Genomic DNA, 18,683 nt, shown 5'->3' on the forward strand with positions numbered 1-18,683 from the left:
CCTCGATCCTGGACACCCTCGACCTGTGCTTGCGGCAGGCACGCCGCCAGTCACCCCTTGGAATCAATCATCTAGGGGTGCGACCGGGGGAGGAGGGGTCTTCATATCCGGGTGGCGGAGTGCACCTCGCGGTTCGCTGATGCCCAGCGGTTGACCCCAGTACGGGTGGACGGCGCGCCCGCCGAGCCAGGCGGCCAGCTGCGGCATTGTCAGCGCGAGGCGGGGTGCTAGCGTGATCGCGAGGACCTCTATGAGCAGGCCCCAGAGGGCGAAGATGAGGAACGTCCACGGCAGCAGGCCGACACTGAGATTCAGCATCGCCGGGATCTCGCCGTCGAACAGCTCGGCACCCTGCCCGCTTACCCGGCCGCTGACGGTGACCGGCAGCAGCACAAGTGAGAGCAGCCCCCACAGCAGACCGAAGGCGACCGGCAGCTGCCAGATCGCGGTCCACGGACTGGAGACGCCGGGCTGGTGTGCCCAGCTCGGCCGGCGTGTGACGGCCGCGGCGACCGCCGCGATGAAGGCGGCCAGCAGCACGGCCAGGAGCCCGAGCCACAGGGTGCCCGGGATTGTGTCGCTGAACATGGTGACCGCTGTCGAACCGCCCTCATGACCGTCACCGGCCAGTGCGCTGCCGCTGGCACTCAGGCCGCCGAGGTGGGTTAGCGCTGCCATCATGAGGGCGGCGGTGCCGGCGAGCAGCGGCACGAAGCTGCCGTTGACATCGAAGTGCAGCGGCAGGACGAAGAAGCTGACGATGAGGAAGATCGTGCCGACGACGACGAGATGCAGCAGCGCGGTGCGTGCTGGCGCTGCGGCGTAGCGCAGCCACGGGAGCCCGGCGGCATCGCAGCCGCGGTGGTGGCCGAGGATCCGGCCGATCGTCGTGGCGATGAGGATGAAGATGAGCGGCAGGAAGAACGTCCGCGGAGTCACGGCGGAGAACTCGATGGAGGCAGAGAAGTAGTCTTCGGTGATGGTCGAGCGGGAGGCGAAGATGAGCTGGAGCAGGAACAGCACGGTGGTCAGCGCCAAGGTCGTCAGGCCGATGCGGATCCAGAATGCCGCGATCGTACGCGAGGGGTGGCGCCGTTCGCTCAGCATCGACCACCACACCAGGGCGGTGGTGAACACGGCGGTGATGAGCAGCGGGGCGCCGGCGAAGTGCACTGCCGCTGAGGCGCTGAGCTCATCGAAGGCCTGACCGCTGAATCGCAGTGCGGCTGACCCGCCGAGGGCGAGGGCGAAGAGGATGAAGGGCAGCACGAAGCCGAGCGATCCGGTCGGCAGGTCGTCAGCGAAGTCGGTGATGGCGTCGTTGATGGTGGAGACGATGATGACGGAGATGATGAGCGAGGCGATGAAGCCGGCGGCCAGCCCGATGGCAGCGGTCACGAGGCCCTCGCGGATCGTCAACCCGTCGATGGGGCTCTGGCGGGCCGGCCATGGGCCGGTGGGAAAGCTGTAGGTCCCCTGCTGCGGTTGCGAGCCTGGGTAGGGTCCGGCGGGCTGACTGTAGACCTGCTGCTGTCCGTAGGCCTGCTGCTGTCCGTAGGCCTGCTGCTGTCCGTAGGCCTGCTGTTGGCTGTAGGCCTGCTGGTGATAGACCGGCTGCGAACCGGGAGCCGGCTGCGGTCCGGTGGCCGGCTGCGGCGGTATGGAAGGGGGTGACGGGATGCCTTGCTGACCGGGGTTCGAGCCGGGCGGGTTCTCAGGTGTCTGGTCCGGTGGCGGCTGGTCGGTCATGACGGCTCCTTGGCTCAGTCGCCTTCGCCTGGGGAGGGGCGAAGCTGCTGCGACGTCGATTCAGTTCTCGTCTCCCACTGATGGCCGAGCGACCCGCGCGAGGATGAGCGGACGGCAAGGCTCCTTGGCGCCCACGATACAAGAACCTGAACGCGCTGTGTATGGTTCATAAGAGAACAGTCAGTCCATGGGTGAGGTGCCGCCGAGGACAGGAGACAGAGCCATGAGTGTTCCGCCCCAGGGAGATCCGCAGCACAACGGCTGGAACCAGCCGCAGGGCCACTGGCCTGCGCCGCAGCAGCCCCAGCAGCCGCAGGGACACTGGCCGGCGCCTCAGCAGCAGCCCCCGGCCGGCTACCCGCCCCACGCCCAGCAGCCCGGCCAGCCCTACACCGTCGGCCCGCCCTACACTGCTGGCCCGCAGCCCCCGCAGCAGCGCCGGAAGCGCGGTCCCTGGCCGGTGATCCTCGGCATCGTGCTCGTGCTGGCACTCGGCGGCGGCATCGGCTGGGGAGCCATCCAGCTGTTCGGCTCCGACGACGACTCCGATGCCACCGCCGCCCCGAGCGCGCCGCCGTCGGCTGCACCCACCGAGGATCCGACCGGCGGGGAGACCAGCGATGAGGGCGCCGACCCGACCGGCGAGGCGAGCGACGGCGCCCTGCCCGACGATCCGGCCGAGGCGCTCAGACAGCGCATCGACACCGACGCCTCGGCGGTGGCCGCCGACATCGAGGGCAGCTGGGTGCCGCAGCTGAGCTCGAAGAAGGTCGGCCTCGAAGCCGAGGGCCGGACGTGGGACGAGCAGGCGATCCTCGATGAGCATGAGCGGCTGCGCGAGGAGCACCCGCGCGTCAAGCTGCTGTGGTCCGGGGACTACGCGAGCTTCAAGAGCAAGGACTTCTACGTCACGATCGTCGGCATCACCTTCGACGACCCTGACCAGGCGCTCGCCTGGTGCGGCTCCCACGGCCTCGACGCCGACTCCTGCTACGCGAAGAAGATCAGCACCACCGGCGGCCACGACGGCACGACGAAGACGCGCTGATGAGCACCCGCAGCCAGGACACCGCCGCGATCGCCCGCGCCACCGGCCGCAGCTGGGCGGAGATCTCAGGCGCCTTCACCGCCGCCGGGGGTGAGTCGCTGTCCCACCGCGAGCTCGCCGCCGTCGCAGCGGAGCTCTTCACCGGCATCGACAATCCCGGCTGGTGGGCCCAGGGCGCGGCCGTGGCCTACGAGCAGCAGATCGGCCGCCGGCTGCCCGGCCAGCGCGCCGACGGCAGCTTCGAGGTCAGTGTGACGAAGACGGTGCCCGGCGACCCCGATGAGGCGCTGGCGGCCTTCGAGACCCTCATGGCTGCGCGCACCGAGCTGGGCGGGGTCCCCTTCGCCGCGGCGCCGGTGACCTCGCGGACCCAGAAGTGGCGCTACTGGCGGGTCCCGTTGGCCGACGGCACCCGCATCGCCGCGACGATCGGCACCCGCCGGCCCGGCGCCTCGGGCGTGGCCGTGCAGGTCAGCCGGCTCACCGGACCCGAGGCGGTCGAGACATGGCGTGAGCACGTGCGCAGTCTGCTGGCTGGGATGTGAGCGGACAGCCACCGGCACCGGGACTACCATGACGACATGACTGCCGACCCGACCAGCCCGCAGCCGCCCGCGCACGAGCCGACCGCAAGCGAGCCGACCGCCTCGGCGCCGGCGTGGGCCGAACGCGACTTCACCCACCGCGAGCTGCCCGGCGGGCTCATCATGCGCCGAGCGCGCACAAGCGATGTCACCGCGATCCGCAGGCTCGTCCAGCCGATGGTCGATGCGCGGATCCTCGTGGCGAAGGAGGCCGTCAACTACTTCGAGGGCCTGCACGAGTTCCGGCTTGTGACCGACCCGCACGCAGACGGTGGGGAGCGGGTCGTCGGCTGTGCGGCGCTGCACGTGCTGTGGGAGGACCTCGCCGAGGCGCGCACGGTGGCGACCGACCCGGACTACCGGGGGCGGGGGGTCGGGCGGATGCTCATGGAGCAGCTGCTCGCCGATGCCCAGGCGATCGGGGTGCAGCGGGTGTTCTGCCTGACGTTCGAGACCCGTTTCTTCACCTCGCTGGGCTTCGAGCAGATCACCGGCACCCCGGTCTCACCGGAGGTCTACGTCGAGCTGCTGCACTCCCATGATGAGAACGTCGCCGAGTTCCTCGACCTGGCCCGCGTCAAACCCAATACGCTCGGCAATACGCGCATGATGAAGCACCTCTGAGACCGGCGGACGCCCCGGTTCGGGGCCTCCCACGGCGGGCCGCTCAGTGCGGCAGGTGCAGCCTGCCGCCGGACTCGGCCGCCAGCCCGTCGGCGATGAGCGCATCGACGAGCCGGCCGATCCGCTGCCCGTCGCCGAGCTCGCGCACCCGCAGGATCGCCGCCTCCACCGTCCCAGCGGCGAACCCCGGGTCGAACCACGGGTCGGACTCCGGGTCGAACTCGGTCGCCGAGGCGGTCAGCAGCTCGCGGGCGACCGGCGCCTCGGCGGCCTTGAGGACGGCCATGATCGCACCGCGCAGCTGCCGGTCGGTGCCGTGCCAGGCCTGGGTCTTGGGCCTGCGGGCGGGGTCGTCTCCTGCCGGGCGGCCGGCGGCCAGCCAGCGGCACTGCTTGGCCAGCGGGCAGACCTCGCAGCGCGGGCTGCGGGAGGTGCAGACCAGCGCGCCGAGCTCCATCACCCCGGCATTCCACGCCACGTGACGGGCACCCGGGGCATCCGGTCCGGCGGGCACGAACTGGGCGGCCCACGCGGTCTCCGACTTCGTCAGCGCACCCTTGGGGTGGGCATGGCCGTCGAAGGCGCGGGCGAGCACCCGGCGGATGTTGACGTCGAGAACAGTGGTGCGCTGCCCGCACGCGAACGCGGCGACCGCAGCGGCGGTGTAGGCGCCGATCCCCGGCAGCGCGCGCAGGGTCTGCTCATCACACGGCACCTGGTCGCCGTGCTCTGAGGCGATGACGGCCGCGCTGTCTTTCAGGCGCAGGGCCCGGCGCGGGTAGCCGAGCGAATCCCAGGCGCGCAGCACCTCGGCGGTGGGCGCGGCGGCGAGGTCGGACGGTGCCGGCCAGCGGGCCATCCAGTCCCGCCAGCGGGGCGCGACCCGGGCGACCGGGGTCTGCTGGGACATGATCTCGGAGACGAGCACCGCCCACGCCGAGGTGCCCGGCGCCCGCCACGGCAGGTCCCGGGCGTGGGCGTCGAACCAGGTGAGGACCGCCTCGTGCGCGGCGGCGAGGTCGGTTTCGGTAGGTGTCCGGTGTGTCATCGTCGTCGCTTCCATCTGCAGCCCGTAGGCTTCAGGTGATGTCTCCTTCTGCGCGTGGTCAGGGTTCCCAGCGGCGCCGGCCGGGTTCGGCCCGCGGCGCGCGCCCGGCCGCCCGTTCGACGGCCCGGTCGGCAGCCCGTTCGGCGGCTGGTCCCGGGGGCGGCGGTCCGCGCCGCCCCGACCCTGCAGTCTATCGCCGCCGGCGCATCGTCGTCGGCGTGCTCGCACTCATCGTCGTGTGCCTGCTCGTGCTCGGCATCGTGCTCATGGTCAAGGCGATCCAGAAGGTGCGCCAGGACTCCCGCGATCAGGCCGCAGCCGAGGCGGCGGCCGCCCAGTCGCCGGAACCGACCCTCCCAGCCCCGACCGGGGACGAGGCCTCGGGCGCCTGCCCGGCCGATGCCGTGGAGATCATCGCCGGCACCGATGAGGAATCCTACGCGCCCGGCGCCTCGGCGACCCTGGAGCTGACGGTGAAGAACAACCACGACGTCGCGTGTGCGATCTCGGTGGGCCCGGAGCATCAAGTCTTCGAGATCCGCCAGGGCGGCAAGACGCAGTGGTCGACGGAGTACTGCACGCCGGGCGGGGACGAGGCGGATGAGGATGTGCGCGTCTTCGCTCCGGGCACCGAGCGCAAGTCGACGCTCAAATGGCAGATGATCCCAACGGACAAGAACTGCAACCGCACCGGTGACTCGTTCACGGCAGGCGACTACGAGCTGGTGACGAAGCTCGGCGAGGTGGAGAGCAAGCCTGCGCACTTCACGGTTGAGGAGCCATCGCCGGAGCCGACCGAAAAGCCCGAAGACGAGGGCTGAACGCAGGGCTGACGGGTGGAGTCAGGGCTGAGCGCAAGGCTGAGCGCAGGGCTGACCGACCCGAATGGAGCGCCTTCAGTTCTCGTGGACTTCCTCTTCGATCCGGTTGAGGCCCTCGCGTACGATCCGCGCGCGGTGCTCGCCGACGCCCTCGACGGATTTGAGCTCTGAGAGCTCGGCAGCCAGCAGCTCGGTGAAGCGGCCGAAGTGCTCGGCGAGCCGGTCGACGACCACCGGGGGCACACGGCGGATCGTCGAGAGCAGCCGGTAGCCCAGCGGGTAGACGTAGCGGTCGAGGGATTCGCTGGCGGCAGAGGAGCCGATGGTACGGGCGACGATGTCGATGTCGATGAGGTCGTGGCCGGGCAGCGCGGCGAGATTGTGCAGGACGTTGTCGATCGAGTCGTGCTCGGGGATCGCGTCGATGTAGTCGCGCAGCAGGTGGTGCTGGCTGTCGCTGCGGGGACCGACGAGCTCATCATGCTGCAGGGTGATGAGGCGGGCGTCGTCGCCGAGCTCGAGGATGTAGGTCTGGATCTCCTTCGAGATCCGGCGCACCATCTCCTGGCGCTGCAGGACGACGAGCATATCGGCCAAGGTGGCCCGGTCGACGATCTCCAGATACGTCAGCGTCGCGGTGACCTCGTCGAGGCGGTGCTTGTAGCGCTCCAGGGTGTCGAGCGCCTGGTTGGCGCGGGCGAGGATCCTGTCGGAGGTCTCGAGCACATGCCGGATGCTGTGCACGTAGACCTGGATGATCTGCATCGACTGGCTGACGGAGATGACGGGGAACCCGGTCTGCTTGGCCACGCGCTCAGCGGTGCGGTGGCGGGTGCCGGATTCCTGTGTGTCGATCGAGGGGTCGGGCAGCAGCTGCACGCCTGCGGTGTGGATGTGGGAGGCGTCGCGGCTGAGCACGATGGCGCCGTCGAGTTTGGCCAGCTCGCGCAGGCGGGTGGCGGAGAATTCGATGTCGATGTTGAATCCGCCGGTGGAGATCGAGTCGACGACCTTCGATGAGCCGAGCACGATGAGTGCGCCGGTGCGGCCGCGCAGGACCCGTTCGAGACCGTCGCGCAGCTCGGTGCCCGGGGCGACGGCTGCGAGTGTGGAGAGGACGAGATCGTAGCTGGTCTGGTCGACCTCGCGCTGAGCGTCAAGGAAGAGGGGATTTGTCGCCGCGCGCACCTATGCTCTCCGATCAGTATCTGCAGTCCTCTCAGTAGGCTAGCGAACCGTGTCGCGCCCCGGCGGGGAATACTGTTGCGAATGAGCAACAGTTGTGTTGCCGATCTGCCGCAATCCTCATGGCGGCAAGGGGCATTGCTGCGTTCCTCAGCGCGCGGTGTTGTTGAGTTCGAGGCCCATGGAGGCCTCGACGGCCTGCCGGATGCTGTCGCATTCGCTGACCTCCATGCCGCGCGGGACGGTGACGTTGTTCAGTCCGCCGGCAGCGACGATCGCATGGCTGACGCCCTGCCGGTACGCCTCCTCCAGCCGCTGCTCGATGCCGGGGACATTGCGGATCTCACCGGACAGGCTGATCTCCCCGATGCCGATGACCCGGTTCTCCAACGGGCGGAACTGCCAGGCGGACTCCAGCGCAAGCGCCAGTGCCAGGTCGGCAGCCGGTTCGACGACCTTGGCGCCGCCGACGGTGGAGGCGTAGACATCGCATTCGGCGAAGCTGTGCAGCATCGGCTCGCTGTTGAGCACCGCGAGCGTCATCGCCAGCCGGTTGGCATCGAGCCCGCTGACTGTGCGCCGCGGCGCCCCCTTCGTCTGCTTGTCGACGAGCGTCTGGATCTCCACGAGCAGGTGGCGTTTGCCCTCCTGCACGACTGTCAGGCACGAGCCCGGCGCGTGCCCGCTGCCGCGCGAGAGGAACAGGCCCGTGGGATCGGGCACCGACTGGATGCCGAGCTCGGTCATGTCGAAGCAGCCGACCTCATCGGTGGGTCCGTAGCGGTTCTTCACCGCGCGCAGCAGCCGCAGGCGGGAGTGCTTATCGCCTTCGAACTCGCACACGACGTCGACGAGGTGCTCCAGCAGGCGCGGGCCGGCAACCGTGCCGTCCTTGGTGATGTGCCCGACGAGCACCGTCGGCACGTCGAGTGACTTCGCTGCGCGGATGATCGCAGCCGCCACCTCGCGCACCTGCGTCACGCCGCCGGGCACGCCCTGCACCTCGGCAGAGGCCAGCGTCTGCACGGAGTCGATGATGAGCAGCTCCGGTTGGATCTCGACGATCATGCCGAGCACCGTGGCGAGGTCGGATTCGGCGGCCAGCAGCAGGTCGGGATGCATGGCGCCGATGCGCTCAGCGCGCAGCCGCACCTGCCCTGCCGATTCCTCACCGGTGATGTAGAGGGCGCGGCGTCCCTCACCTGACTCGCGCGAGGCCCGCCCGGCCACGTCGAGGAGAAGCGTGGACTTGCCGACTCCCGGCTCGCCGGCGAGCAGGATGACCGCACCTGGGACGACGCCGCCGCCGAGGACCCGGTCCAGTTCGGAGACCCCGGTGCGGAATGCGCGGGTGCGAGTTCCGTCGACTTCGGTGATCGGCTTGGCGAGCTTGCTCGCCGGCACTTCCTTGGCCTGCGTCTTGATCGCTGTTGCGCCACCGGCGGCTTCGGACTGCTCGAGAGTCCCCCATTCGCCGCAGCGCGAGCATCTGCCCAGCCACTTGATGCTGCTGTAGCCGCATTCCGTGCAGGTGTATGACATGTGCCCAAGTCTGGCATGGGCCACGGACAACACGGCCTCCGCTGTGGATAACCGCAGGTCAGGCAGCGATGTCAGTGCCCTCTCCTAGGGTGGGAGGCAGATCTGAAGGAGGACGTGTCGATCTGAAGGAGGACGTGTCGAGCACTGAAGATCAGCCGAAATCATCTCTGGACACGGCATATCAGAACGATTATAATAGAACTCAAGAGACGTTCTCCGTTTTTTGATCGCTCACGAGGGGGTGGCGGCAATGAGAACTCGGAATCCTGATCCTGCGGACACGGAGCCATTGATCGAGGCTGCCCTCCGGTCGCACATCCGTCGCCCGCGATGCAGGGGAGTTCTGCCCGGCCGGGCTGCTACGGGTCGCAGGGGTCACGGTGAGGCCGTGCGGGGAGACCTCGATGTCCGGCTCAACCGGCTGCATGCCAGCCGCGTCGCCCAAGGACTGCTCAAAGTGCATGAGTACGAGGATGTGCTCGCAAGCTACAGCGCACGCCTGGATCGTGAGCCTGAGTACCGCGAACTCGCCTGCATCGTGGACGAGTGGATCAAGTACCGGCCGGCGCGGTTCCGGCACCTGCCCCCTGCCTCCACCTCATCGGAGACGATCGAGTGGACGGTCCCCTGCACTGAGGAGCAGCTCCTGGAGTTCCTGCGAAGCCACCGGGGGATGGAAGATGCAGAAGACCACCCGCGGGAGCCGGGCAGTGAGCCGCGGGACCACGTCACCTTCGTCTTCGATCCCTCCGCGATCCATCGCATCGAGGCCGACCTCAGCTGGGATCGCGGCCTGCCCGACCTCAGCGATCCCGACAGCATCCACAGCACGCTGGTCCACCAGGGAATCGACATCGGCCTCCGCCGCAAGGACGCGGTGCGACCGCGTGCGATCATCGGCCATAGTGCGCACGGGCGGTTCTCACGCCTCGGCGCCGTCAGCGCGGATGACCGCAAGCACGGCAAGAGGAACGCGACGAGCGAGTTCCGTCCGATCGCCGACGGGGTCAACGCACAGCTCGCGGAGCGCATGGCCGCCTCGCTCGCCCAGGTTGAGGACACATTCACAAGCGAGCTGCTGCTCAGCCTCACCGAACTGTTCGACTGCACCACCCAGACAGCAGCAAGCAAGGTCAAGCGGGCAGCACGCGCCATCCTCGGCACGCCACGCCTGCTGTCGATGGTGCGCGCAGGTGAGCTCTCGTTCGATCGTCTGGAGTATGCAGTGCGTGCCGCCGGCAAGCTGCCTGCACGCAAGATGCCCGTCTTCGACGACAAGATCTCTCAATGCCGGGCGACGAAGATGGTCTATTTCCGTCGTGCGGTCAACGAGCTGATCGCCGCCCTCATGACCGATGACGAGCGCAACGAAGAAGCCTTTTCCCGGCGCCGTGTCGTCACCCATCACAACGCCAACGGCACCAGCGAGATGACGCTCATCGGCCCCACGCACTCTCTCGTGCTGCTGGAAGCGCGGCTCGCCGGCATGGCCAGGGCGATCCGGCGCGGTCAGCTCTCAGTCTTCGGTGAACAGCTTCCTGAAGGGCACGTCTCGGTCGAGGATCGCACACTCGAGCAGCTGAAGTTCGACCTGCTGGCAGGAGCGATCCTCGCCACGGGGTCCGAGTGCGCCCCTGCTGACGAGGTGGGTGCGGAGTCCATCCCCGGTGTCGAACCGGACCGTGCGCGTGTCCGCTTCACCTGCCCGACCGATACCGAATGGCTGCGCCGGCAGGCGCGCGTGAACATCACCGTGCCGATGATGACTCTGCTGCACGAGGACGCCGACATCCCCGGTACGCTCAACGGCATTCCCATCAATCCCGAGGCCGCTCGCCACATCGTCGGATCTGGGCCGAAGACCGTCTACCGCATCCTCACCGACCCTGAAACCGGGAAGGTGCGTGACGCGCAGGCACAGACCTACACCATTCCCGAGGCGATGCGCATCGCTCTGGTGGAGAAGTGGCAGTACTGCACCGCGCCAGGCTGCCACCAGCCGGCGCGCAAGGCCGAACTCGATCACCAGCGGCCCTTCGATCACAGACATCCGGCAGCCGGCGGGCTCACGACGATGAAGAACCTGCATCCGCTGTGCAAGATGCACCACCAGCTCAAAACACAGGGCGTACTGCGCCTGTCATCCTGCGGAGACAGCGAGATGATCTGCTGGGAGATGGACGGTCGCACGTGCGATCCGGTGACGATCCCCGAAAGTCTGCTCGGCGTCCTCAATGCTGAGCACTTCGCTGCCATGGCTGAAGGGCGATTGCCCAATCCCAGCCCAGAACCGGTGCTGCGCATACCGGACCGCTCCGGCGGAGACGACGACCCAGACGATTCCGCCGAACCAGCCACCGCGCGGACACACCGACCTGCTGATTCCACACCAGCAGACGATCCAGCGCGCCCGCCCCACACGCGGACCGTCTTCGACAACCTCAGAGGCGAGCCCTCAGGCGGCTGGGAGAACTCGGCCGACCCACCACCGTTCTGATCGATCGCCGCAACCCGGAACGTCGACCGCCGCAGCCCGGACACGTCGATCGCCCCGGTCCGAACTCAATGCTCGAACCGGGGCGGTGACAGCGGAGATCAGGCCAGCTGCAGCTCAGCTCGACTACAGCTCAGCTGCAGATCACAGGAACTTCACTCCCTGGGCCAGCGGCAGCTCACCGGAGTAGTTGACCGTGTTCGTCGCCTGACGCATGTACGCCTGCCACGAATCCGCACCGGACTCACGTCCGCCGCCGGTCTCCTTCGTGCCACCGAACGCGCCGCCGATCTCAGCACCAGAAGTGCCGATGTTGACATTCGCGATGCCGGTGTCCGAGCCTGCGAGGAAGCGCTCAGCCTCAGCCTGATCCTGCGTGAAGATCGCCGACGACAGGCCCTGCGGGACAGCATTGTTCAGCTCGATCGCGTCATCGAGATCCGTGTACTCCATGACGTAGAGGATCGGTGCGAAGGTCTCCGCCTCGACGATCTCCGTCTGCCCGGGCATCTTCACGACAGCGGGTTCGACATAGTAGGCATCCGGGGCGTCATCGGCGAGCACACGGCCGCCGCCGCACAGCACCTCGCCGCCCTGGGCCTTCGCAGCCTCAAGCGCTGCCTGCATGTCATCGAAGGCCTTCTTGCTGATGAGCGGCCCGACGAGCACACCGTCCTCCGTCGGCGCGCCGATGCTCAGCGTGCCGTAGGCGTCGACGATCTTGCCCACGAGCTCATCGACGATATCGGCGTGCACGATGAGGCGGCGCAGCGTCGTGCAGCGCTGACCGGCCGTACCGGCGGCAGCGAACACGGCGCCGCGCAGCGACAGATCCATGTCTGCGCTCGGGGCGACGATCGCGGCATTGTTGCCGCCGAGCTCCAGCAGCAGCCGTCCGAACCGCTGCTGCACCTTCGGCCCGACAGCCCGGCCCATCGGCACCGAACCGGTCGCCGAGAGCAGCGCGACGCGCTCGTCCTCGACGAGCACCTCGCCCACGGAGCGGTCGCCGACGAGCAGCAGGTTGAGGTTGTCCGGTGCGCCCTCCTCCTTCGCGGCCTGCGCCAGCAGCGCATTCGCGCCGAGGGCGGAGAGCGTCGAGGCCTCTGAGGGCTTCCAGATCACCGTGTCACCGCAGGCGATCGCCAGCGCGGTGTTCCATGCATACGGGGCGACCGGGAAGTTGAACGCGGTGATGATCCCGACGACACCGAGCGGATGCCAGGTCTCCATGAGCCGGTGGCCTGGGCGCTCACTCGGCATCGTCTTGCCGTACATCTGCCGCGACTGGCCGACCGCCAGCTCGCAGATGTCGATCATCTCCTGCACCTCGCCGGCCGCCTCGGACGGGGTCTTGCCCGCCTCGACGGTGACGAGCTTGGCGAGGTCGTCCTTGTGCTCCTCAAGCAGGCGGCCCCAGCGCTGCACCACCTTGCCGCGGACGGGAGCCGGCACGTCCTTCCACTGGCGGAACGCCTGCTGGGACTTCGCCACCGCCTCGGCGGCGGATTCGGGGGTGTCGACGGCGATGTGGCCGAGGACCTGGCCGGTGATGGGGGAGGGCAACGGCATCGACTGCGCCGACTCGTCGGTCAGCAGCGAATCGAAGTCGATGCCGCAGGCTGCCAGTCCTTCGCGGGTGAGCTGGATGATGGCGTCCTGGCTGGGAAAGGTCATGGATGCTCCTTCTCTTGTGGGGTGTCTTCAGTCTGTCGCAGATTGCCGGCTTACACGACGTTCATCTCGACGCGCAGCTCCTCGCGGTCGAATCGCTCGACGCTCAGACCGCTGACGTCGACGAACGGCGCGCGCCCGAGGTAGAGGTCGCGCACCACCTCGCCCACGGCCGGGCCCTGCAGGAACCCGTGGCCGGAGAACCCGGTCGCATAGATGAACCCGGGCAGGTGGGCCGCGGTGCCGATGAGCGCGTTGTGATCCGGGGTGCACTCGTACAGGCCCGCCCAGCCCTTGCCGATCCCGACGTCGCCGAGGGCCGGCGCTCGGTGCTCGATGAGCTCGGCGAGCCGGTCGAGCCAGGCGGGGTCGGTGTGCAGGTTGAACTCGCGGACGTCCTCGACCTCCGGGGCGCCCATGAGCAGGCCGCGGCACTCGGAGTGGAAGTAGAACGAGGTGGTGAAGTCGATGGTGAACGGCAGCTTCGTCGCATCGAAGTCGACCGGCTCGGTCACCGCGACGTGCCGCCGCAGCGGGGTGACCGGCAGGTGCACGCCGGCCATCTCGCCGATCCGCTGCGACCAGGCACCGGCCGCGCACACCACGTGCGAGGTGGCGATCTCACCCTTCGACGTCGTCACCCCGTGGATCTCCTCGCCGGTGGCGACGATGTCGGTGACCTCGCAGTGCTGCACGAACGTCACCCCGCGCTTGCGCGCGGCGCACGCGAACCCGCTGACGGCAGCCTCAGGTGTGCAGTGGGCGTCGTCGGGGTTGAATGCCGCTGCCACCAGGCCCGAGGTGGAGATCACCGGGGAGAGCTCGTGGGCTTCGGAGACGGTGAGCATCCGCGAGGACTGGCCGAGGGAGCGCTGCAGCTCGACATTGCGCTCGAACGCTGCGGCGTCGGCGTCGTTGTCGAGCAGGAACAGGTAGCCGCTGGTGACGAGATCGAGGTCGGTGCCGAAATCGGTTTCGAAGCGGCGGAACGTCTCCAGGCTGCGGGCGCCGAGCATGATGTTGGTCTCGTCGGAGAACTGCGTGCGCAGGCCGCCGGCGGCCTTGCACGTCGATCCGGAGCCGAGCTGGTCGCGTTCGATGACGACGATGTCCTCGACTCCCGCCTCGGCCAGGTAGTACGCGGCTGCCACGCCCATGATGCCGCCGCCGATGATGACGATCGAAGCACTCGGGGGCAGGGGAACAGTCATGGTGAACCTCCTCCTCTTCAGGCCGGCGCGGCCTGCCGGGACCGGGTGGATCCTGGCAGTCTGCGCCGGGAGCACAGGCCCGACGACTGTGTCGGGTCTCACAACTGCGTGTGCTGTCATCTTCCGCCAGTGAACCGGCTCCAGGCAATGTCCTGACAGCGATGAACTGTGAATGCAGCGTTTAGGATTGCTGAAAGGCGGCCGGTGCGGCCGATGGTGAACGTGACAGAAACGGTAGGGAGTGCCGATGGCGATGAACTGGACGCTCGTGCAGCTGCGCGCCTTCGTCGCCGTCGCCGAGCTCGGCACCATGAGTGCGGCCGCCCGCGCGCTCGGCTACACGCCCGGGGCGGTGAGCCAGCACATGGCGACCCTGCGCCGGGTCGTCGGCACCGACCTGCTCGTCGCCGCCGGCCGCGGCTTCACCCTCACCGAGGCCGGACGCACCCTGCTCGAGCGCGCCCGCGCGGTCATCGCCGCTGAGGAGCAGGCCGCCGAGGCGGTGCGCGGTCAGGACTTCGGTCGCGTCGGCGCGGTGACGCTGGGGGTGTTCGGCTCGGCCTCGGTCGTCGCCTTCGCCGCCGCGGCCAGCCGGCTGACCGGTTCAGGTGTGCAGGCGCGTGAGATCGACGTCGAGCACATGCCCGAGGCGGTGCTCGCCGGCCGCATCGACGTCGGCATCGGGATCGACTACCCGGCCGCCCCACTCGCCCCGCAGCGCGGGCTGCGGGTCAAGCGCGTGCACAGCGAGGAGTTCTCCGTCGTCTCTCCCGCCGGTCCCGCGCCCACGCACGAGGAGCTCGCCGGCAGCACGTGGATCCTGCCGCCGAGCCGGTCCCTGCAGGGCCGGGCGGTCCGCTTCGCGATCGCCGGGCTGGGATTCGCCGCCCGCGAGACCCACATCATCACCGACACCTCCGTGGCTCTGGCGATGGTCCGCTCGGGGCTGGGCTACACGCTCGGCACCCCGATCATGATGGCGCTCGCCCCGCCCGGGCTGCAGCTGGTTCCCGGCACGCAGGCAGGCGGCCGGCACATCGTCGTCATCAGCCGGGAGGAGCAGGCCGACCGGCCCGACATCACCGCAGTCACCGAGGTGCTCACCGAGGTGTTCGCTTCCGGTGCGGGGATACGATGAGGCCATGAGCTACCAGCACCAGTGGGCGCAGATGATCGCCAGGGATCCCGAGCACTCGCATCGCTACGCCGAGCGCTGGCGCAGCCTCGCCGCCGCCGGCCACGACCTCGACGGGGAGGCCCGTCTCATCGACGCAATGGCCGAACGCGACAGCCGCATCCTCGACGCCGGGTGCGGCACCGGCCGGGTCGGGGCGTATCTGGCTGCGCGCGGACACAGCATCGTCGGCATCGACCTCGACGAGGTGCTCATCAGCGAGGCGCGCGAGACCTGCCCGGCAGCCGAGTGGCACGTCGGCGACCTCGCCGAGACCGGCCCCGAACAGCTCGGCGACGGCTTCGACATCGCCGCCAGCGCCGGCAACGTCATGACCTTCCTCGACCCCGCCTCACGCGCGGCCGTCATCGCCAACCTCGCCTCCGTGCTCGCACCCGGCGGGCGGCTCATCACCGGCTTCGGCGCCGGCCGCGGCTACGACTTCGACGAATACGCCGACGACCTCGCTCAGGCCGGACTGCGCATCGAGCACCGCTTCGCCACCTGGACGCTGCAGCCGTTCGCAGCCGACAGCGACTTCCTCGTCTGCGTCTCCGCCAGGACCTGACCCCGCGGGCCGTCTGCAGCACAGCGGTGCCGTCACGACCCGATCGTGAAGATGAAGTTCCAGGTCCCGGCGGCGACCGCCGCACCGATCGTGACGGCAGCGGCGATGATCGCTCCGGCGAGAAGCACGCCGTCGCGCGGATGGAACGTCGAGATCCGCGCCCAGGTGCGGTTCTGCGCACCGAAGCCGCGGCCCTCCATCGCCATCGCCAGCCGGGTGCCGCGCCGGATCGCCTGCACGAGCAGGGCGAACGACGTCTGGAAGAATCCGCCGACCCGGGCGAACACGTTCCCGCCGGCCACACCTCGGGCGCGGCGGGCTTGGGCGAGAGTCTGCCATTCGGCGATGAACAGGGTCACGAGCCGGGCGGCAGCCAGCGCCGCGAGCACGAAGGTCGCCGGCAGCCGCAGGTGCTGGATGAGGCTGTCGGCCAGATCGGTCGGGTCGATCGTCGCGATGAGCATGACCGCCGGCAGCGCGAGTGCGAGCGCGCGCAGCGCAACTGCTGCGCCCATCGTCAGCGAGTCGCTGGTGAGCAGCAGCGGGCCGGCGTCGACGATGACCGTGCCGGTCTTCTGCGACAGCAGCGCGGTGCCCCAGCCGGCCATGAGCGCGGCCAGCGGCAGGAACCACAGCCGCTTGACGAGCATCGCCAGGTCGAGGCCGGTGAGCGGCAGCATGAGGACGACGAGTCCGAGCATGACGGCTGCGGAGACGACGTCGATGCTGAGCACGACCGCAACGGCGAGCACCGCACCGGCAGCGAGCTTGGCGACCGGGTTGCAGCGCACCAGCGCGGTCTCCCGGACGACGGGGACGAGGAGGTCGGCGTTCATGCGCGCACCGCCTGTCCGCGTCCGAAGACCATCCGCTCGGCGGCGATCACCTGCAGGAACTCCGCATCGTGGCTGACGGTCAGCAACGCGGTCCCGGCATCGAGCAGCTCACAGCTGAGCGCCGCCAGCTCCCGCCACGTGTTGGCATCCTGGCCGAAGGTCGGCTCGTCGATGATGAGCACCGGCGGGCGGGTCGCCATCATGCACGCCACCGACAGCCGCCGCTTCTCCCCGCCGGAGAGCGTATGCGGATGCGCGCCGGCCAGCCGGGTGAGCCGGAGGCGTTCGAGCAGCTCGGCCACCCGCGCCTCGGTCTCGGCCTGCGGGCAGCCGGCCTGGCGCGGGCCCAGCCGCAGCTCATCGGCGACCGTGGTCGTGAGGAACTGATGCTCCGGCTCCTGGAACACCGTGCCGATCCGGGCGACGAGGTCGGCCGCCGGCCACCGGTGCGGGTCGCTGTGGCGGGGAGCCCCGCGCCCGAGGTCGAGCAGCCGGTCCGTGGCCCGCACCCTCCCAGCCCGGGCAGGCAGCAGGCTGCCGAGGGTGAGCGCTGTCGTCGACTTGCCGGCGCCGTTGTGCCCGACGAGTGCCAGCGCCTGCCCTTCGGCGAGGTCGATGCTCAGGTCGCTGACGGCGACCGGGCCGCGGCGGGCGCGGGCGACGGCGAGCCCGTCGGCCTCCAGCAGCACCGCACCTGCCGGCTGCGGGGTGCGCGGCTGGGGGAGTGCGGCACCGGGCAGCCACACCCCGGCTGCTGCCAGGGTGCCGCGCAGCGCCGGGTCGTGCAGCACAGCAGCCGGCGAGCCGTCGGCCACCAGCCCGGTCTCACCCAGCACGATGATCCGGTCGACGTGCTCAGCCCAGATGTCGACGCGGTGCTCGACGATGAGCAGGGTCGCCCCGGACGCGGCCTGCGCGTCCAGAACCGCCTGGCACACCTCGGGCACGGCAGCCGGATCGATGTTGGCCGTCGGCTCGTCGAGGACCATGAGGCCAGGTGCCATGGCGAGCACCCCGGCCAGGGCGAGACGCTGCTTCTGCCCACCCGACAGCGCTGAGGTCGGATGGTCCCACGGCAGGTCGAGGCCGACGGTGGCCAGCGCTGCGCGAGCGCGGGCGGGCATGACAGCCGGGTCGACGCCGGTGTTCTCCATCCCGAAGCACACATCGTCGCCGAGCCGGGCGAGCACCACCTGCGCGTCCGGGTCCTGCAGGACGAGCCCGGTGGTGCCCGAGGTGGGGTCCGGTGGGCGGCCGCCGACGAGCAGCTCGCCGGTCCGGTACCCGGATTCGGCCGGCAGCACACCGGCGATAGCGTGCAGCAGCGTCGACTTCCCAGCCCCCGAGGAGCCGAGCAGCAGGACGCGCTCACCGGCCTCGATGCGCAGGTCGATGTCGCTGACGGCGGCGCGCTTGCGGCCGGAGTGCCGCCAGCCGAAACCGCGGGCCAGGACGTCGACGCCGCCGGTCGCGGCTGCCATCAGACTTCTCGCGCGCTGCGTCCGGAGGCGAAGGCGCCGAGCGCCCCGGTGCGGGCGATCGCCTTGAGTGCGAACCACGACACGAGGCCGGCCAGCACCATGCCGGAGATGCCGGCGAAGACGGTGTAGAGCGCCTTGTGCTCGAACGTCCACGCGGCGTTGTAGAGGATGTTCTCGCCGATCGCCAGCGACAGCCCGGCGCCCAGGCCGGCGAGCAGCGTGGCGATGAGGGTGTAGCGGCGGTAGCGCAGTGCGGCGAAGATGAGCTCGGCGCCGAAGCCCTGGATGAGCCCGGAGACGATGACCATGAGCCCGAAGTAGTTGCCCGGCACCGCCGAGACGATCGCCGCGAGCACCTCGACGTACAGTGCTGCGCCGGGCTTGCGGATGATGAGCCCGCCGAGCACTCCGCCGAGCACCCACACGCCGGTCAGCAGGCCCTTGGTGGGCGGGTAGAGGGCCTGGAACGGGGCGCTGATCGTCTCCCAGGAGTTCGACCAGGCCCAGAACACGATGCCGATCGCGACGGCGAGCACCGAGGCGACGACGATGTCGACGACCCTCCAGCGCATCGTGGCCGGCACGCCGGCCGGAGTGGGGTTGGGTTCGGAATCGGTGTGGCGGGTCTGGACGTCAGACATCGC

General features: G+C 69.4%; 16 protein-coding genes. 7 read left to right on the forward strand and 9 right to left on the reverse strand.

Annotated elements, in window-relative coordinates; all coding sequences use genetic code 11:
* Positions 1–63 precede the first annotated feature (63 nt).
* The gene (locus H9634_RS00005) at positions 64–1,749 is read right to left on the reverse strand and encodes a hypothetical protein (protein WP_191724832.1); all 1,686 of its coding nucleotides are present in this window, start codon (positions 1,747–1,749) and stop codon (positions 64–66) included.
* Positions 1,750–1,972: 223 nt separating this feature from the next.
* Here H9634_RS00005 and H9634_RS00010 point away from each other — a divergent pair, with 223 nt between their 5' ends.
* From H9634_RS00010 to H9634_RS00020, 3 genes are all read left to right on the forward strand, one after another.
* Entirely contained in the window at positions 1,973–2,797 is an 825-nt protein-coding gene (locus tag H9634_RS00010; protein WP_225210431.1) for a hypothetical protein, read from the forward strand.
* Positions 2,797–3,342 carry a hypothetical protein gene (locus H9634_RS00015; protein ID WP_191724833.1) on the forward strand — a complete coding sequence of 182 codons (546 nt, stop codon included), beginning with the start codon at positions 2,797–2,799 and terminating at the stop codon, positions 3,340–3,342. The genes H9634_RS00010 and H9634_RS00015 overlap by 1 nt, the downstream gene beginning before the upstream one ends.
* 162 nt (positions 3,343–3,504) lie before the next feature.
* Complete coding sequence (locus tag H9634_RS00020; RefSeq protein WP_225210460.1) at positions 3,505–4,005, forward strand: amino-acid N-acetyltransferase; 501 nt, start codon at positions 3,505–3,507, stop codon at positions 4,003–4,005.
* A 43-nt stretch (positions 4,006–4,048) separates the two neighbouring features.
* On the opposite strand, the gene H9634_RS00025 is transcribed toward H9634_RS00020, so the two are convergent.
* A complete protein-coding gene (locus H9634_RS00025) occupies positions 4,049–5,053 on the reverse strand; it encodes an A/G-specific adenine glycosylase (RefSeq protein ID WP_191724835.1) in 1,005 nt (334 codons plus the stop codon).
* A 38-nt stretch (positions 5,054–5,091) separates the two neighbouring features.
* On the opposite strand from H9634_RS00025, the gene H9634_RS00030 reads away from it, so the two are divergent.
* Positions 5,092–5,874 carry a hypothetical protein gene (locus H9634_RS00030; RefSeq protein ID WP_191724836.1) on the forward strand — a complete coding sequence of 261 codons (783 nt, stop codon included), beginning with the start codon at positions 5,092–5,094 and terminating at the stop codon, positions 5,872–5,874.
* A 75-nt stretch (positions 5,875–5,949) separates the two neighbouring features.
* On the opposite strand, the gene disA is transcribed toward H9634_RS00030, so the two are convergent.
* Positions 5,950–7,062 carry a DNA integrity scanning diadenylate cyclase DisA gene (disA, locus tag H9634_RS00035; protein ID WP_191724837.1) on the reverse strand — a complete coding sequence of 371 codons (1,113 nt, stop codon included), beginning with the start codon at positions 7,060–7,062 and terminating at the stop codon, positions 5,950–5,952.
* A 147-nt stretch (positions 7,063–7,209) separates the two neighbouring features.
* Positions 7,210–8,601, reverse strand: a complete 1,392-nt coding sequence (gene radA, locus H9634_RS00040; protein ID WP_191724838.1) for a DNA repair protein RadA — start codon at positions 8,599–8,601, stop codon at positions 7,210–7,212.
* 388 nt (positions 8,602–8,989) lie between these two features.
* Between radA and H9634_RS00045 the strand changes: the two genes are divergently transcribed.
* On the forward strand, positions 8,990–11,098 hold the full coding sequence (locus H9634_RS00045) for an HNH endonuclease signature motif containing protein (protein WP_191724839.1): 2,109 nt from the start codon (positions 8,990–8,992) through the stop codon (positions 11,096–11,098).
* 141 nt (positions 11,099–11,239) lie between these two features.
* Here H9634_RS00045 and amaB read toward each other — a convergent pair whose 3' ends face one another.
* Positions 11,240–12,772, reverse strand: coding sequence for an L-piperidine-6-carboxylate dehydrogenase (gene amaB / locus H9634_RS00050; protein WP_191724840.1), 1,533 nt, complete (start codon positions 12,770–12,772; stop codon positions 11,240–11,242).
* A gap of 50 nt (positions 12,773–12,822) precedes the next feature.
* Entirely contained in the window at positions 12,823–13,980 is a 1,158-nt protein-coding gene (locus tag H9634_RS00055) for an NAD(P)/FAD-dependent oxidoreductase (RefSeq protein WP_191724841.1), read from the reverse strand.
* Positions 13,981–14,227: 247 nt separating this feature from the next.
* Here H9634_RS00055 and H9634_RS00060 point away from each other — a divergent pair, with 247 nt between their 5' ends.
* Positions 14,228–15,118 (forward strand): LysR family transcriptional regulator, encoded by an 891-nt coding sequence (locus H9634_RS00060; protein WP_225210432.1) that lies wholly within the window; start codon positions 14,228–14,230, stop codon positions 15,116–15,118.
* A gap of 4 nt (positions 15,119–15,122) precedes the next feature.
* Positions 15,123–15,722, forward strand: a complete 600-nt coding sequence (locus H9634_RS00065) for a class I SAM-dependent DNA methyltransferase (RefSeq protein ID WP_191724842.1) — start codon at positions 15,123–15,125, stop codon at positions 15,720–15,722.
* Between the two features lie 32 nt (positions 15,723–15,754).
* Here the strand turns inward: H9634_RS00065 and H9634_RS00070 are convergent, their stop codons facing one another.
* Genes H9634_RS00070 through H9634_RS00080 form a run of 3 tightly spaced genes read right to left on the reverse strand, consistent with a single transcriptional unit; the run spans position 15,755 to position 18,680 of the window.
* The gene (locus H9634_RS00070) at positions 15,755–16,558 is read right to left on the reverse strand and encodes an energy-coupling factor transporter transmembrane component T family protein (protein ID WP_191724843.1); all 804 of its coding nucleotides are present in this window, start codon (positions 16,556–16,558) and stop codon (positions 15,755–15,757) included.
* Positions 16,555–18,039: an ABC transporter ATP-binding protein gene (locus H9634_RS00075; protein ID WP_191724844.1), complete on the reverse strand. Its 1,485-nt coding sequence runs from the start codon at positions 18,037–18,039 to the stop codon at positions 16,555–16,557. Before H9634_RS00075 ends, H9634_RS00070 begins: the two co-directional genes overlap by 4 nt.
* Positions 18,039–18,680, reverse strand: a complete 642-nt coding sequence (locus H9634_RS00080) for an ECF transporter S component (protein ID WP_191724845.1) — start codon at positions 18,678–18,680, stop codon at positions 18,039–18,041. The genes H9634_RS00075 and H9634_RS00080 overlap by 1 nt, the downstream gene beginning before the upstream one ends.
* Positions 18,681–18,683 lie beyond the last annotated feature (3 nt).

The sequence above is a fragment of the Brevibacterium gallinarum genome, from assembly GCF_014836885.1.
In the GTDB taxonomy this organism is placed as follows: domain Bacteria; phylum Actinomycetota; class Actinomycetes; order Actinomycetales; family Brevibacteriaceae; genus Brevibacterium; species Brevibacterium gallinarum.

Excerpts from the sequence above, each read along its gene's own strand:
- H9634_RS00005 (WP_191724832.1), bottom strand. The coding sequence starts at position 1,749 with ATGACCGACCAGCCGCCACCGGACCAGACACCTGAGAACCCGCCCGGC.
- H9634_RS00010 (WP_225210431.1), top strand. The coding sequence starts at position 1,973 with ATGAGTGTTCCGCCCCAGGGAGATCCGCAGCACAACGGCTGGAACCAG.
- H9634_RS00015 (WP_191724833.1), top strand. The coding sequence starts at position 2,797 with ATGAGCACCCGCAGCCAGGACACCGCCGCGATCGCCCGCGCCACCGGC.
- H9634_RS00020 (WP_225210460.1), top strand. The coding sequence starts at position 3,505 with ATGCGCCGAGCGCGCACAAGCGATGTCACCGCGATCCGCAGGCTCGTC.
- H9634_RS00025 (WP_191724835.1), bottom strand. The coding sequence starts at position 5,053 with ATGACACACCGGACACCTACCGAAACCGACCTCGCCGCCGCGCACGAG.
- H9634_RS00030 (WP_191724836.1), top strand. The coding sequence starts at position 5,092 with ATGTCTCCTTCTGCGCGTGGTCAGGGTTCCCAGCGGCGCCGGCCGGGT.
- radA (WP_191724838.1), bottom strand. The coding sequence starts at position 8,601 with ATGTCATACACCTGCACGGAATGCGGCTACAGCAGCATCAAGTGGCTG.
- amaB (WP_191724840.1), bottom strand. The coding sequence starts at position 12,772 with ATGACCTTTCCCAGCCAGGACGCCATCATCCAGCTCACCCGCGAAGGA.
- H9634_RS00055 (WP_191724841.1), bottom strand. The coding sequence starts at position 13,980 with ATGACTGTTCCCCTGCCCCCGAGTGCTTCGATCGTCATCATCGGCGGC.
- H9634_RS00060 (WP_225210432.1), top strand. The coding sequence starts at position 14,228 with ATGGCGATGAACTGGACGCTCGTGCAGCTGCGCGCCTTCGTCGCCGTC.
- H9634_RS00065 (WP_191724842.1), top strand. The coding sequence starts at position 15,123 with ATGAGCTACCAGCACCAGTGGGCGCAGATGATCGCCAGGGATCCCGAG.
- H9634_RS00070 (WP_191724843.1), bottom strand. The coding sequence starts at position 16,558 with ATGAACGCCGACCTCCTCGTCCCCGTCGTCCGGGAGACCGCGCTGGTG.
- H9634_RS00075 (WP_191724844.1), bottom strand. The coding sequence starts at position 18,039 with ATGGCAGCCGCGACCGGCGGCGTCGACGTCCTGGCCCGCGGTTTCGGC.
- H9634_RS00080 (WP_191724845.1), bottom strand. The coding sequence starts at position 18,680 with ATGTCTGACGTCCAGACCCGCCACACCGATTCCGAACCCAACCCCACT.